The organism is Arcobacter sp. F155, assembly GCF_004116455.1.
Taxonomy (GTDB): domain Bacteria; phylum Campylobacterota; class Campylobacteria; order Campylobacterales; family Arcobacteraceae; genus Halarcobacter.
In genome coordinates this window covers 33790-47714 of sequence record NZ_PDJU01000004.1, presented here as the reverse complement: position 1 = coordinate 47714, position 13925 = coordinate 33790, and the positions used below count along the sequence as shown (strand labels likewise).

At 26.9% G+C, this 13925-nt stretch carries 15 protein-coding genes; 6 read left to right on the top strand and 9 right to left on the bottom strand.

What is annotated here, in order from left to right:
• The first annotated feature begins 3 nt into the window (after positions 1-3).
• Positions 4-1707 carry a hypothetical protein gene (locus CRV03_RS05905; protein WP_129084229.1) on the top strand — a complete coding sequence of 568 codons (1704 nt, stop codon included), beginning with the start codon at positions 4-6 and terminating at the stop codon, positions 1705-1707.
• 37 nt (positions 1708-1744) lie between these two features.
• On the opposite strand, the gene CRV03_RS05900 is transcribed toward CRV03_RS05905, so the two are convergent.
• Genes CRV03_RS05900 through CRV03_RS05880 form a run of 5 tightly spaced genes read right to left on the bottom strand, consistent with a single transcriptional unit; the run spans position 1745 to position 6989 of the window.
• Positions 1745-2347: a GNAT family N-acetyltransferase gene (locus CRV03_RS05900; RefSeq protein ID WP_129084228.1), complete on the bottom strand. Its 603-nt coding sequence runs from the start codon at positions 2345-2347 to the stop codon at positions 1745-1747.
• Positions 2348-2376: 29 nt separating this feature from the next.
• Positions 2377-3570 (bottom strand): TniQ family protein, encoded by a 1194-nt coding sequence (locus tag CRV03_RS05895; protein WP_129084227.1) that lies wholly within the window; start codon positions 3568-3570, stop codon positions 2377-2379.
• A 1-nt stretch (position 3571) separates the two neighbouring features.
• A complete protein-coding gene (locus CRV03_RS05890) occupies positions 3572-4441 on the bottom strand; it encodes a TniB family NTP-binding protein (RefSeq protein WP_129084226.1) in 870 nt (289 codons plus the stop codon).
• An 8-nt stretch (positions 4442-4449) separates the two neighbouring features.
• Positions 4450-6327, bottom strand: coding sequence for a Mu transposase C-terminal domain-containing protein (locus tag CRV03_RS05885; protein WP_129084225.1), 1878 nt, complete (start codon positions 6325-6327; stop codon positions 4450-4452).
• Positions 6318-6989: a TnsA endonuclease N-terminal domain-containing protein gene (locus CRV03_RS05880; RefSeq protein ID WP_129084224.1), complete on the bottom strand. Its 672-nt coding sequence runs from the start codon at positions 6987-6989 to the stop codon at positions 6318-6320. Before CRV03_RS05880 ends, CRV03_RS05885 begins: the two co-directional genes overlap by 10 nt.
• Before the next feature lie 146 nt (positions 6990-7135).
• Here CRV03_RS05880 and CRV03_RS05875 point away from each other — a divergent pair, with 146 nt between their 5' ends.
• Complete coding sequence (locus tag CRV03_RS05875; protein ID WP_129084223.1) at positions 7136-8230, top strand: hypothetical protein; 1095 nt, start codon at positions 7136-7138, stop codon at positions 8228-8230.
• On the opposite strand, the gene CRV03_RS14360 is transcribed toward CRV03_RS05875, so the two are convergent.
• Complete coding sequence (locus tag CRV03_RS14360; RefSeq protein WP_375153734.1) at positions 8227-8544, bottom strand: transposase; 318 nt, start codon at positions 8542-8544, stop codon at positions 8227-8229. The genes CRV03_RS05875 and CRV03_RS14360 overlap by 4 nt on opposite strands.
• A 129-nt stretch (positions 8545-8673) precedes the next feature.
• Here CRV03_RS14360 and CRV03_RS05865 point away from each other — a divergent pair, with 129 nt between their 5' ends.
• On the top strand, positions 8674-9081 hold the full coding sequence (locus CRV03_RS05865; RefSeq protein WP_129084222.1) for a hypothetical protein: 408 nt from the start codon (positions 8674-8676) through the stop codon (positions 9079-9081).
• Here the strand turns inward: CRV03_RS05865 and CRV03_RS05860 are convergent.
• Positions 9036-9572, bottom strand: a complete 537-nt coding sequence (locus CRV03_RS05860) for an ATP-binding protein (RefSeq protein ID WP_129084221.1) — start codon at positions 9570-9572, stop codon at positions 9036-9038. The genes CRV03_RS05865 and CRV03_RS05860 overlap by 46 nt on opposite strands.
• Before the next feature lie 4 nt (positions 9573-9576).
• Positions 9577-10626, bottom strand: coding sequence for an N-acetyltransferase (locus CRV03_RS05855; RefSeq protein ID WP_129084220.1), 1050 nt, complete (start codon positions 10624-10626; stop codon positions 9577-9579).
• 73 nt (positions 10627-10699) lie between these two features.
• Between CRV03_RS05855 and CRV03_RS05850 the strand changes: the two genes are divergently transcribed.
• From CRV03_RS05850 to CRV03_RS05840, 3 genes are read left to right on the top strand one after another with little or no spacing between them, the layout of a single operon-like run.
• A complete protein-coding gene (locus CRV03_RS05850; protein WP_129084219.1) occupies positions 10700-11095 on the top strand; it encodes an ASCH domain-containing protein in 396 nt (131 codons plus the stop codon).
• Position 11096: 1 nt separating this feature from the next.
• On the top strand, positions 11097-12263 hold the full coding sequence (locus CRV03_RS05845; protein WP_129084218.1) for a hypothetical protein: 1167 nt from the start codon (positions 11097-11099) through the stop codon (positions 12261-12263).
• Positions 12264-12704, top strand: coding sequence for a GNAT family N-acetyltransferase (locus CRV03_RS05840; RefSeq protein ID WP_129084217.1), 441 nt, complete (start codon positions 12264-12266; stop codon positions 12702-12704). It begins immediately after the preceding gene.
• Between the two features lie 185 nt (positions 12705-12889).
• Here CRV03_RS05840 and CRV03_RS05835 read toward each other — a convergent pair whose 3' ends face one another.
• Positions 12890-13828, bottom strand: coding sequence for a tyrosine-type recombinase/integrase (locus CRV03_RS05835; RefSeq protein ID WP_129084216.1), 939 nt, complete (start codon positions 13826-13828; stop codon positions 12890-12892).
• Positions 13829-13925: the final 97 nt, after the last annotated feature.

The window sequence follows — 13925 nt, the reverse complement described above, 5'->3', positions numbered from 1 at the left end:
AACATGTCGCGAGGTAAAAGAATCATTCCTGATTTCATGGCAGACAATCCAAATGATACATTTAGGTTGCTTTTACCTCTTAAACTTCATCTTGATGAAGATAAGTATGGCAATAGTCATTTTAAAGTGGTCATTAAAAATATGACACAAAATGAAGTCTTCTCCTATGACATATCCCCAGAACTATTATTTACCCATTTTCCTCTAGAAAAATCTTTTAGTAATGGAGAACTCAATAATTACTATCAAAACAAAAATATCTTTGAACAAGAGTTTTTAATTGATACTTCAATACTTACCAACAATCATTCTAAAAAACTATATGAACTAATTGATGAAAAAAGTATTGTTTCTATTGCTGGATGGAAAAGAACTTTTTTAAAGGAAGCCAAATATCTTAATTGTTATCTATTAGAGCAAAATGATATTAAGCTCATTATTCCGGAATTTGCAATAGCTATATACTATTATTTTAGATTTTCAGAAATGAGAGAAGCTGCTTTGGATTGTAATCTCGAAGATTTATACGTAATGTGTACACCAGATAGAGATGATGCAAAAATAGTTTTACCAACACCTCGAAACGATGAAGACGCTGCTTTTATTCATAGATATGCATGTAATAAAATTGCACAAAAAGAGTTTGATAATATTGGTAAATATATCAACAACTATTTAAAGTTTATGAGAGAGCTTGATATAGACAAAGAAATCGAAGATATCCCTATCAAAGCAAATTTTCCTGTTAAACAACAGTTCTCTATTGAAACGCGCTGTAGTATTCTTACAAATGAAGAAAAAGGCGAAAAATATTATTTTGTACATGAAATATTAAATGACTACTCAGACATAGGCTTTGATAAATTCACCAAGATTATTGAACAGAATAAAACAATTACATCAGTTGATGAGTTTGAAAATCTTCCAAAGGTTGATAAAGAGATTCCTGAAAATATAACTGAAATATTAAAAGGAAAACCTGCAACTAAAAAGTATACTCAAACCCATCATAGAAAAGATAAGAAAAAAAGTTGTGGAAGTCTTCATGGCATTGAAATTGAGCATGAAACAATAACAAAAGATATTCTTGTTAATATATTAAAAATCTATCAAGAACAAAATAATGGTGAGTCAATTGACCATAGCTTAACAGAATCATCTAATAAAGGTGAAAAGAATATTGGTAAAATTGTCATCTCAAGTGAGTTTGAAAAAGAGGTTGAAGAGAGAAACCCATTAAATGAAATTGATAACTTTACTGTATTTAAACAGTATAGTTCATTTCTATCACAACAATCTGCTTTCAAAAACTTTTCTATTTCAAATGTTCAATATTTAACAGAAACAAAGATAAGAGATACTGATGAAATCAATAAACGATGTAAAATAAAAAAAAGGCAAAGACAATATATTACGGTAACATTCCAATATGAAAATAAATATGTCGGATTATTAGAACTTGAGAACTACCCATCTTCAGCTGCTGCAAGTTGGGTGATTGTATCTAAAGACACATATATCACCAAACAAATATTTAATAATTTTATTGAACTGTTTTTGAAAGAAAATCTATCCACAAATACATTAAAATATACATATAAGGCACCTATTAAATTCACTACAAAAAATCATGAAAGAAATGAAGAACTTTCAAAAGAACAACTTACCAAATGGTTGGCAGGTTTAATTGGAAAGATAAAAATATAGTTAATTTCATATAACAAAAACAAACACTTAGATACTATTAATAAATCCACAATAAAAGAATTAGAAAAAGTAATCCAAGAAAAATATTCTTATATAGAACATTATTATAAACAGTTGTTCCTTCATATATTTTTGAATAATCTTCTCTAACTTCAACATCATTATAAAACCCGAAATTTACTTTTTCTATATTACAATCTGTTGAAGAGAGAAGCATCGTAATTTCATCTTTTGATGTATGCACTTTATTATATACTTTGAAACCAAGTTCTCCATAAAATTTCTCTAAATATGCTTTACAAGCTAACATACACCCTGAATCTAAGTAAATTTTATCTTTAATCACTTTTCTTAGTATATTTTTACCTAGAGATTGATTTCTATAATCCTTTTTAACAGCAAAAAACATTAGCCTCTTATGTTTTTTATTATACCCTCCATTTGATAGGAATCCAAAGGATATTTCTTCTTTATTTACATAACAAATAAAAAATATTCCTTTTTTTCTAACCAGAAGTTCATATATTTTTCCAAATGTAATATTAACAGGTTCGTGGATTGATTCTTCAATCATACATGCTAATTCATATATACTTGGAATCAATTTTTGTTGTAATTTTTCATAATATACAATTTCCATTTTACTTACAATACCAACCTATTCGAATTCTAGTCATCTTTTATTTTTACATGCCTATCATGTAATGAATGATATATTTTAACATACCCTTTATGAATTGTAAAATGGCAACCTACAACTGCTGCTACGTTTTTTTGATTTACAACTTCTCCGTTACTCTCTAAATATTTAATTGCATTTTTTACTTCTTCTTCACTTATTTCTCTACCTAACTTATTCTCCATTGGTATTATTTCATTAATTAACTCTTTATACCAAAAAGAAAGATTTTTAAATCCATGAGTAAACTCTCTATGAGTTAGATTATTGTTTATAGAAAACAATTTAAGGTTTTTGGGGTAGTTTTGAAATAAAAAGTATACCATTGAAGTTAAGATAAATTCTTTTTTTATAGAGAGTGCTTTTTTTGAATTATATCTTTTTAACTTTTTACAAATCTCTTTATATTCTTCTAGCAAAGGGAACCCATCTAATATTGGAATATCCTTTCTTTTTAACAAAAACCTGAAATATGTAAAGCTATCAAAAACAAATACTGATTTTATTTTTTGTTTATTTATTAAAAAATAACCTCTGGACAACCCTTTTTCAAACCACTTTACTGCTTTAAGCCCATATGAATAGTTTGAAGAAATAGCAATTGTAATATTTTCTCTTAGGTCCTTTTCACAGTTATAGCAAATGCAAAGTTCTTTTTGATGTTTTATTTTGGATAATTCTATTTTTGAATAACATCGCCAACATCTATCTGTCAGTAATATTCCATGCTTTGGACATGCATTATAAAAGTCATATCTCCACTTTTTCCTAAAGTAAGGTATCTTATCTTCTTTTAAACATTTTGGGCAATACATTAATCCATTGTGATTTCTTTTATCTGTTAGTTTTCTAATTTGTAAAGGTGGATATAAACTATCATTACATGTAAATAATTGTCCTTCTTCAGTTCTTAAAGACATTTGATATATCTCTTTGATAGATAATTCACTCTTTTGAGATAATGTTTTAAACAGCTTTTCATCAAATAAGAAGTCTAAATCTGTTCTGGTTGTAGAACTTCCATCATGCCTTATAAATAAAGAGAAAAATAAAGGAAGTGTTCTTTTATGCTCAAATGCCATTCTTGTAAGCCACGAGCTTAAAAGTTCATCTGGCAAAGGACTAGGTATAAATAAAAAGAAATAGTCTTGAATCCAATCTCTATTTCTTTTTCTCTTAGCCATTTTATAACTTTGGTAAATACTCTATATCATCTACTATGATATATTCACGTTTTGATTTAATTGCTTTTACAGCTGCTTTCTTTAGTAGATTAACTGTTTTTCCTATTAGTCCTTCTGACTGATGAAATAAAGCGTTTATTATATCTGGATTCTCTGCTAGATTTGAAGCCTCTTTTAAAGGTAAACATCTTTCATACGTTGCAATAAAAGATCTAAACTTTCTATCATTATTCCATCTAGGAAGTTCAAGTGATGGAAATCTTGAACCAGTTTCACTACCTATTGATAAAGCTGAATGAGCTTCCCTAGTACCTGCTAGTATTATAGTAAGAGAAAGTCTATTGCTTAATTGTTTTAGGTCATCTATAAAAGTTCTTTGCTTATTTAGATTCCCTGTTAAAGCACTATGTATTTCATCTATTAAAATCATTTTTGTTCCTAATTTATGCAAGTAGTGTTCTGCTAATTTAGCTTTTGTTTGGATTTTATCATTATGTTTATATGGTACACAAAGTTCATCTAATATAAGACTATAAAGTCTACTCTCATCAGGTATTGTAGGTGCTTGAAAATATATAATAGGTATTTCATAAGTTATTACATCTTCTCTTTGAATAGGTTCTAATTTAACTTTATGCAAAGAATACATCTTTTTTAATATTGCTGTTTTACCATTATTTGAATCACCATAGATAAGTAATCCTTCATGTCTCATTTGTGGAGGATCTTCAAACTTATCTTCTAATATTTCTATTAATTTTACTGCTGCTTTATAACCTATCCAATGATCTTTCTTACAGAACAGTATTCTCTCTTCATCACTTTTATCTAAGCACTCAAAAGCATCTTTTATCAAATTTCTATCATTCATTACATTGCCTAATCAATTGGATAAATTTCATAACCATCATCGTCATCATCTATATCTTTATTTAAAGATTGAGTTTTTTCTTCAATAGACTCTTTAATAATCTTTTTTTCTAATTCAATAGTCTTTTTTTGATGTTTCTTAGAACTCTGTTTTCTTCGTACAGACTTCATCTCTTTTTTTGAAGTTTCTACGTAACTATGTAACCTATCATATGCTTCAAAAATATCATGCGGTTCTAACTCTCTTCCTGTAATAGCTTTTTTTGCCTCTGCAATTGAATCTCTTAATTCTTTTAAGTTCATAGATGGTTTTCTAATATCTGCATAAGGAACAACTATATAATCTTTTATATCTTCATCATAAATATATATTTTACTAATATCTCTAGGATCTCTTCTACATAAAACAGTATTATTCAACTTAGGATTTAGTTTTTTATATTGTGCTGGAATTATCCATTTTCTCAGAGTTTCTGAAAAGTATGTTACATAATCAATTGTAATCCCATTTTTCTGAACTTTTCTCTCAATTGCAGGTAATAAAGCCATTCTAAGTTTAATATTATCAACTGGAACCGTAGGTAAGAAAGGGATACTGTCATTTCCTACACCTAAAAGTCCTTGATAAAATTTTTCTTCAGGAGTCATTCCTAAAGTTATATGTTCTGTTTTATGATAAATATTAACTACAAAATCTAAATACCACTTTTCAAGTTCACTAATAGTCATACAAGCTTCTTTTTCTGAATTATATGTGGCCTTTTCAAGAATATTTGAAAATGTAGTACCTGGCAATTCATGTGTATTCTTCATACAAGTTCCTATTAGACGCTCAACAATTCCTCCAAAATGAGATCTACTTACTGGACGATAAACATCGGTTATTCTAAACTCTTGGCAAAAGTTTTGTAAACTCAAGCTTCTGAACTCTTTTGCATTATCCATCGAGACTTGCCTAGGTAATCCATATACTGGCCATTCACCTTTTATGCTATATTCTTTTAAAATTTCATCTTTAGGCATGATTGCATGGAGTAAACATTGTCCTACACTAAAATAGTTAATTGCATCTAAGGAGATATAGAATCCATAAATCATTCGACTGTAGACATCAATTGCAACAGTAATATTTGGTCTTCCTATACTTTGTCTAGTTTCTTCGTCAACAACCATAACATCAACTTTTGTATGGTCTATTTGAATTACATCTAAAGGCATTTTAACTTCTGGAAAACTTCCTGGCATTCCTCTTGTTTCATTTACTTTAATACCTCTTCTTCTTTTTGCAATAAGTTTAGGGTTTACACTATTAATTCTATTTCTTATTGTATTTTTTGTGGGAGGAGTTTCTCCTAAATAATTACAACCTTTTACGATCTCTCTATAAATTGTTGATAAAGAGTACTGCTGTCTTGTTAAGTAAACCTCTTCAATAACAGAATCAATTACTGTGTCAACAGAAGAGGCTAATCTACTCTTTCCTTTTGCACCACAGTTTTCTCTTTTTGTAGATAAAGAACTTATTGTCCCTAATTCTTCATATAAGGACAACCATCTGTATATGGTTGCAATTCCTTTTTTATTCTTATTTGCAATCTTTTGTACATCTTTTGCTGTTCTATTTTCAAGTTCTAAAAGAGGTTCAATAATTTTATATCGTTCTAACGCTTTATCAAAGTCCTTTTGCTCGATATCAACTAAAGACCTATTATTTTCTTTTTCATTATTTGAATTTTTAATCAACTCACTAACATTTACAATTATTTCAGTATATGGCTTTTCAACTTGCTTTATCAAAACTTTTGTATGAGAAGGATATCCTTTTATAAAATACTCTTTTTCATCAAATACTATTTTTGAATCTTTTTCAAAACTTATTATTCCCATTCTAAAACCTTTATGTAAGAATCCATTGATAATTTACTAGTACTAATATCTGATTTTAATTTATCATGTGCAACTAAACTCCAAATAGTATTTGAAATCAATGCATATTCTTGAATTGAACTATTTAAGTAAGTTACTAAATCTTTAGCTTTTATATTTTTAAGAGTTTTCATTTTGTTTAAAATAGTTTCTTCATATCTATCATTCAAAGGACTGCATCTATATCTATATAAAAAATCTAAATTAAATAATTCTATTTCTGAGTAATTTTTTTCAGTAAAAATAATGAAATCTAAATTCATATCATTAGCTGCTGTATTTATCGCATCAAACTTTTCTTTGAAATGCTCTTTATTTTTCTCTATTTCTGAGGTGTATTTCACTTCCACTAAGGCATCTCGTTTAGAAGAATCTTTAGTTCTTTTTATATAACAATCAGCACTATAAATTTTTGTTTTTCTATTTATATTTATTTCGATTTGTGGTTGTTCTTGATAAGAAAATACAGAGTTATCAAACTCTAATGTAAGAAATAGTGAGTTTTCAAGTTTTGATTCAAAAGCAATTGACTTGTTGTTTTTAATACTAGGGAAGTGTCCAGTGATTGAACGATAGTTTTTCTTGATCTTTCGTTGATTAAAACTTATATGGTTTTCTTTCATACTTATTCCCCATATTTAATTTTAGTTATTATATGTCAAATATACTTTTAATTAAATTCAATAATTTAAGGACAACTCCTTAGTACATTAATATTTAATTAATAATATTGTAATATATTTTAACTTCTACACATGAAAGATTTTAAATGCCATGTAACTCACTCTCAAAATTATTATCTAAAAATATTATTCATTCAACTATTGATAATTATTCTTTAAAAGAAAACATATTTAAATCAATTGAGAAGGATTATAGTGGTTTTGAAAAATGGTTCCAGAACATCTCAAAGGAGAGGAGAAAATGTTTTTGTATCGAAGATGAGGATACAAAAGAACTTGTTGCAATTATGATTTATAAGATTGAAGATATAAGTTCAGGACATAATCTCTATTCCTCTTGTAACCACATTGATAAGGTTATCAAGATCTCCACCTTTAAAGTTGAAAAAAATAGATTTGGGAGAAAGATAGGAGAACTATTTATCCAAAAGATAATTAAGGTAGCTCTAACTAATTATATTAAAGGTATATATGTTACAGCATATCCTAAACATATATACCTTATCCAACTGCTAAATAAGTTTGGCTTTTATGAGATTAAAAGACTTGATGGAGAACTATATCTATATAAAACATTAGATAAACATGAGATAAAATCACTACCTTTATTTATCTACCAAAAAAAATTAATTTCCAATTATCCTTTTTTCAATGACAATTTTAACGAGGTTAACAAGTATATCGTCCCTATACGTCCCCATTATCATGATATGATATTTTATGATTACCCAAAGAGAGAATCATCATTATTTGATAATCCTACTAGTATTCAACCAGAAAGTAATAGTATTTTAAAAGCTTATATTGGTAAGTTTTCAAGAGATATTAAAATTGGAGATATCCTTCTTTTTTACAGATCTCAAGACATTATGCAATTAACTAATCTTTCAATTGCTGTTCAAATATTTAACTCAGAGTACAAAGGAATTTTTTACGAACTTTCTAAGTATAAAACAGTCTTTAGTCGTAAAGAATTACAAGAATATATAAAATCGAAAAACTCTACATTAGTTATATTTATGCCTATATTCTATTTACATAATAAAGTTTCTTTTAAAAAATTAACAGAGCTTTCAATGACAGGTAATAAATTACAAACAATTAATCAAATAACTGATGAACAATATCGATTAATCATTAATGAGGAAGAATGCTACAAATGCTTCCATGCAAATTATTAGGTAAAAAGTTTATATTCATGCTCCCAAAAACTTTTACCTAAATTATTAAATGAGGATAACTGATAAGAAAATTCTTTTTTAATCAACCTGCTAGTCGATGTTTTTAGACTATTTACTACTCTTGACAATGAAATTGTATGAGGACTAATAAAAAATACTACATGTAATGTGTTTTTATCATAAATATTTAAGTCCTTTAGCTGAATATCCTGTTGTTTAAAATTCTTTGTAATTACTTCTTGTAATCGCTTTTCAATAGATTTAGTAATAATTTTTTCATGATTAAAAGTTCTTACAACTAAATTTATTTTTATATTAAAAAAAGCGTGTCTATTATGCTTGAAATCGATATTACTATAGATAAATAATCCTTGACAACTAAATTGTTTTTTGATATAATAATACCAAAAAAATTTATGAAATTCAAGGGAGGAAAAATATTAATGAAACGTAATATCTTAATGTCAATTAAACCAAGGTTTGTTAAAGAGATTATTGCTGGGACAAAAACCTTTGAATTCAGAAAAAAAATTTGTCAACCACATAACATTGAAAAAGTATACATATACTCTTCATCTCCAATGAAAAAGATTATTGGTTCATTTGATTTAAATATTGTCTTAGAAGGTCTTCCTGAAGAGATTTGGGAGAGTTGTAAAGATGGAGCTGGAGTTACTAAAGAATATTTTATGGAATATTATCAAGATAAAGAAAAAGCTTATGCTCTCCAAATAGAAAACCTCAAAATTTTTGATAATTTTATCTCACCTTATGAGACGAACAAAAATTTTACTGCACCTCAATCCTATATGTACATTGATAATCTATCTATAAATAGTTGTTCAGCTTGACTCTTCCGTAAATCTAATATCTCAAGAGGGATACCTAATTCTTTTGAGACATAATTTGCATGCTCTATTTCAAGTTCTTGCATTTTGTATAATTGGTTAACAGTAAAGTGATTCTTTTGATCTCTATTAACAATTCGATTATATATTTCTTGTTCATTATCAATCAATAGTAATATTACAGTAAACTCAAATGCTTTGAATACATCAAGACTTATCTTCTGAAACTTATTATTATTATCTAAGAGAACAAGATGGCCATCAAATAGAAAAGTTTTATTACTTTTTTTTCTTAAATGTCTGAATGAGGAAATTAATACTCTCTGATTCTCATCAAGATCATTTACTCTTTTTGAGTCATTAGTTATATTATTAAGAGAGGCCTCTTTAATCAATGTACTAGCTGTATAATGTTCATATTCGCCAGTTACTCTTGAACTATAATAACTTTTTCCAACACCATGAATTCCAGTAATAAAAATTGTTTTTTTCATTCATCTACCTTATATATTTCATATCAACTTTTCCCAAGTCTAATATCTTAAAATATTCTTCATCAGATAATTCACTAAATCCCCAATAACGCCTTCTATCTAGACCTGCATCTTCAACTAGTTTCTGCATTGTAACTCGCTTGTCAAAAGAGACATTATATAAAAATTTAATTATATATAAATTTTGCCATCGATAAAAAGAACGCAATTCCCTTTCAGTAAAAATACTATAGTCTTTACAATATTCTAAATACTCTTCAATTGAATCAAAATTATTTTTACTTTTTACTTCTTCCACAACACAAAGAGTAGTTGCTACAGATTTAAACCATGCACGCTCATCGCTACCAGGGTTTTTTGTTCTATAGATAATTAAATTATCGCCTCTATTCATCATATTTACATCATTCATTTTACATATATATATTTTATGTATACTGTTTGTATGAGAGATATCCATGATAATATCATCCGCATTCTCATTATTTAAAATAGAGTCTGGAAATAAAATTGTATGAAATTGAGGATAAATCCCTAAAAGAAATTTTCTATAACTAGTATCTACGAAAGGATAGTCATTTAAGATTTGATGTTTTTTACTTGATAAATCTTTGATTAAAACTAATTCTATACCATCTGTAGTAGATTTCTTAGCTTCTTCTTCAAATCCAAATTCCTTTAATAAAGACACTAATCCCTTATGCTTTTCAAATACTGTAACATATACTTCGTCAACTGATTCATTTATTGCTTCTTGAAATGAAAGTTTTAAGAACTTCTCCCCCAATCGTGTGCCATGAGGATTGATTTTCATAGTACCTATCTTTATTCGTCTCTTTTTAGGCAGAGATGGTATCACATCATCTAATTCACTATCTTCTACCTTCAAATAGATAAAAGCTTGTATTAAATTATTCTCATGCATTATATATGCAGATTCTCCAGCTAAGGCTTTTTTGTTAAACCATTCATTAAAACCAATATAATCGATTTTTAATGAATTAAAAAATATATCACTTAGATCAATTGCAGAGAATGGAACTTTTTCAATCATAAATAAACCTTTAGTAAATAATAATATTGTTTATATTACAATAATAGTTATAAAAATAGCTAAAAGGAATTTCTTGACAGCATTAATATCAATTAAGCCTAAATATGTGTCACGAATAATTTCTGGTGAGAAAAAGTTCGAATTTAGAAAACAGATATTTAAAAAGGATGTAGAAAAAGTTTATATTTATTCTTCATCACCACAAAAACAAATTGTTGGTTACTTTAAAATTAAGAATATACTACAGAATCATCCTGAGCAATTATGGGAAGATACAAAAAACTTTTCAGGTATAGATAGAAAAGAATTTGATACATATTATAAAAATAGAGATATTGGCTATGCAATAGAAATTAGTGAGTTTAGAGAATTAGATAATTATTTATCTCCATATGAATATTATAAAAACTTTAAGGCACCTCAGTCATTTTTCTATTTTAACCAGTCAATTATTGATTACAAGAGTTAATATGGCAAGTAGTTTAGCATTCTGGACAGATCAAAAGGTAACAGCATATCTCCATTTTAATTTATGGCAATTGCCACAAAAAAAGACAAGATTTTCTACCACTTCTTTAAAAGACTTTCTTGATGTAGGGATACTCTTAGAAAAGAACAATATAAATAAAAAAAATATTAAATTAAATATTTTTATCCCCTTTAAATTTGAGGAAGAATGTTTTAAAGACTTGTCTAAAGTTTTAACGAATGACAACTTACTAGATGCAATCTTCAATAAACCTTTAACCTGCCAGTCAGAGCCAACATCTCTATGTTATACAGTAGAGAATGAAGATAAAACCATAGAATTTTTAATATTAAATATTGGGGACCCTTCTCTAGTAAATATTAATAAATGCAATGATGGTACATACTTAAGTATATTAATACCCACTTATTTACTAAAAACAAATAATATGTACATCCGATTTAGAATTATGCTAAATAAAGATACTAATTTTAGTGAATATGTTAATGATGGTGACTCTTTACTAAGAAGTAACTATAGAAAAGAAGAGCTTGTAGAGTTTAGAATTAATGAGACAAGGAACTTACCTAAAGATTTACAATCAACATTAAAAAGTTCTCCAAATCAAATTCAGTTAAAAGAGATACATTTCTTTTTGGTTAGAGAGAATGATGCCCACTTAGAGTTAAGTCATGACCGTTTTAAAAGATGTAGAAGTGTTGAGACTAATATTTGGGAGACCTACATAAAAGATGTTAATTGTGATTTAGAAAATATTAAACGTATTCTCTCTTACCATTGGTGTGAAAAAGCAAAACCACCTAATAAAGATAAGGGAAGGATAAAGTATATTGAACATTATGGAACATTTGCTAAGTTCTCCTATACAAGTACAGATACTATTGTATATTATATTTTAATATTTTTGTTAATAAGTTTTACTATTGAATTAACAGCAAATTATATCTCATCTATATGGGAGATAAGTGCATCTATTGCATTAGTTGATTTACCCATCATCGCTTTTATTGGCTCTATTATTGTTTTATTAATTTATGCTTTATGTAAATTTATGTTCACCAAAACTAAACCTTTTTTTGTTAAAATATGGTATTCTTTTAAAACAAAATTAAAACTTTTTTGCAACTTGATAAGAGAGGAAAAATAAATGACACTAAAATCACACACACAAATCAAGAACTACGAGAGATTATTAGTTGATATAGAATCTTTTTATCCAAACTTTAAAACTTGGTACTCTACAAAAGTTATTCCAGGAATCATTAATGATACGAGGGAAATACTTACTGAGTACAGAGAAGATACACTTGTAGGAATTGCAATTATTAAAAAAGAAAAACAAGAACAAAAAATTTGTACTATAAAAATTATTCCTGAATATCAAAATAGAGGTATTGGAGTTAAGCTTTTTAAACGAGCATTAAATAAACTAAGTACAGATAAACCTTTTGTTACGGTACCAGAAGAGAGATTTCATGAATTCCATAAGATTTTTATTCATTTTGGTTTTAAATTAACAGAAGTTAAAACAGGATATTACAGAAAAGGGAAAAAAGAGTATATTTATAACGGCTCTTTAAAGGATTAATTTCTTTTTGAATATATCTACTTTTTTATAATAATATTCTTTTAGTATATTATTATCTTGTACAAAGAAAAGACAATATAGGTTATCTCTCCTATTTTAGGATACTACTTTAAGACAAAGAGCATGGACCTACTTCTTTTAGACTAAAGCCTCTACTAAGACCTTAGTACTATGAGAGTATATAACTATGAAGAAAATATAAGATTTCTTCTTGGATGTTTTGTTGCTAAGATTTTCTTCTGTTTTTTATTATCTATATGTGTATATATTTGAGTTGTTGAAATAGATGAATGGCCTAACATTCCTTGAATATATCTAATATCTACTCCTTCTTCAAGGAGCATAGTTGCAAAAGAATGTCTAAACATATGAGGAGTCAGATGTTGTTCTATTTTTGCTTTATTTTGATACTTTTTAATCATTAAAGAAATAGACTGCTCAGAAAACCTTTTTTTTAACCTATTAATAAAAAAATATTCTTTATTCTGAATATCTTCTTTAAATAGAGAGAAATATTCTTTTAAAATGTTTTTAGACTCTTGTTCACACACATGTATAGTTCTTTCTTTATTCCCTTTACCCATTACTTTAATATATCCAGAAACTATATTGATTGAACTAGACTTTAAATTACTCACTTCCGACACTCTAAGACCAGTTGAGAAGAGTAGTTCTAACACTGCTATATCTCTAACTACTGATTTATATTTAAAGCTATTTTTATCTTTAATATTATGTTTTATTTCATACACATATTTTAATAACTTTCTAATATTTTTCATTTCTATTGTTTTTGGAAGAGTTTTCTCTTGCTTTATAGATATCCTCATTTTTCGAAAAGGATTTATCTCAATAATTTCTTCAAACTCTAAATAGTTAAATAAACCTTTTAATACAACTACTTTTCTTTTTATGGATTTTGGTTTTAAACCTAAAGTATATAAATGTCTAATGTACTCTTTTAATAAAACTTTATCAACTTCTATAACATTTAAACTAGAAATATCTTTAAACTCTTTAAATTGTTTAAAATCATTTTCATAAGCTTTTATTGTTTTAGCAGTAAGATTTCTTTCAAATTTACAATGAAATATAAACTCTTCTATTAATGAACTAACTATCATATATTCTCCTATAGTATAAAATAGGATTAAACAAAAATGTTTGTATATTTTAGCTTTAAAATTGATATTTTTGTTAATAATCTTAGTATCCGTGTAT

Coding starts and splice junctions, on each gene's coding strand:
- CRV03_RS05905 (WP_129084229.1), top strand. CDS start 4: ATGTCGCGAGGTAAAAGAATCATTCCTGATTTCATGGCAGACAATCCA.
- CRV03_RS05900 (WP_129084228.1), bottom strand. CDS start 2,347: ATGGAAATTGTATATTATGAAAAATTACAACAAAAATTGATTCCAAGT.
- CRV03_RS05895 (WP_129084227.1), bottom strand. CDS start 3,570: ATGGCTAAGAGAAAAAGAAATAGAGATTGGATTCAAGACTATTTCTTT.
- CRV03_RS05890 (WP_129084226.1), bottom strand. CDS start 4,441: ATGAATGATAGAAATTTGATAAAAGATGCTTTTGAGTGCTTAGATAAA.
- CRV03_RS05885 (WP_129084225.1), bottom strand. CDS start 6,327: ATGGGAATAATAAGTTTTGAAAAAGATTCAAAAATAGTATTTGATGAA.
- CRV03_RS05880 (WP_129084224.1), bottom strand. CDS start 6,989: ATGAAAGAAAACCATATAAGTTTTAATCAACGAAAGATCAAGAAAAAC.
- CRV03_RS05875 (WP_129084223.1), top strand. CDS start 7,136: ATGCCATGTAACTCACTCTCAAAATTATTATCTAAAAATATTATTCAT.
- CRV03_RS05865 (WP_129084222.1), top strand. CDS start 8,674: ATGAAACGTAATATCTTAATGTCAATTAAACCAAGGTTTGTTAAAGAG.
- CRV03_RS05860 (WP_129084221.1), bottom strand. CDS start 9,572: ATGAAAAAAACAATTTTTATTACTGGAATTCATGGTGTTGGAAAAAGT.
- CRV03_RS05855 (WP_129084220.1), bottom strand. CDS start 10,626: ATGATTGAAAAAGTTCCATTCTCTGCAATTGATCTAAGTGATATATTT.
- CRV03_RS05845 (WP_129084218.1), top strand. CDS start 11,097: ATGGCAAGTAGTTTAGCATTCTGGACAGATCAAAAGGTAACAGCATAT.
- CRV03_RS05840 (WP_129084217.1), top strand. CDS start 12,264: ATGACACTAAAATCACACACACAAATCAAGAACTACGAGAGATTATTA.
- CRV03_RS05835 (WP_129084216.1), bottom strand. CDS start 13,828: ATGATAGTTAGTTCATTAATAGAAGAGTTTATATTTCATTGTAAATTT.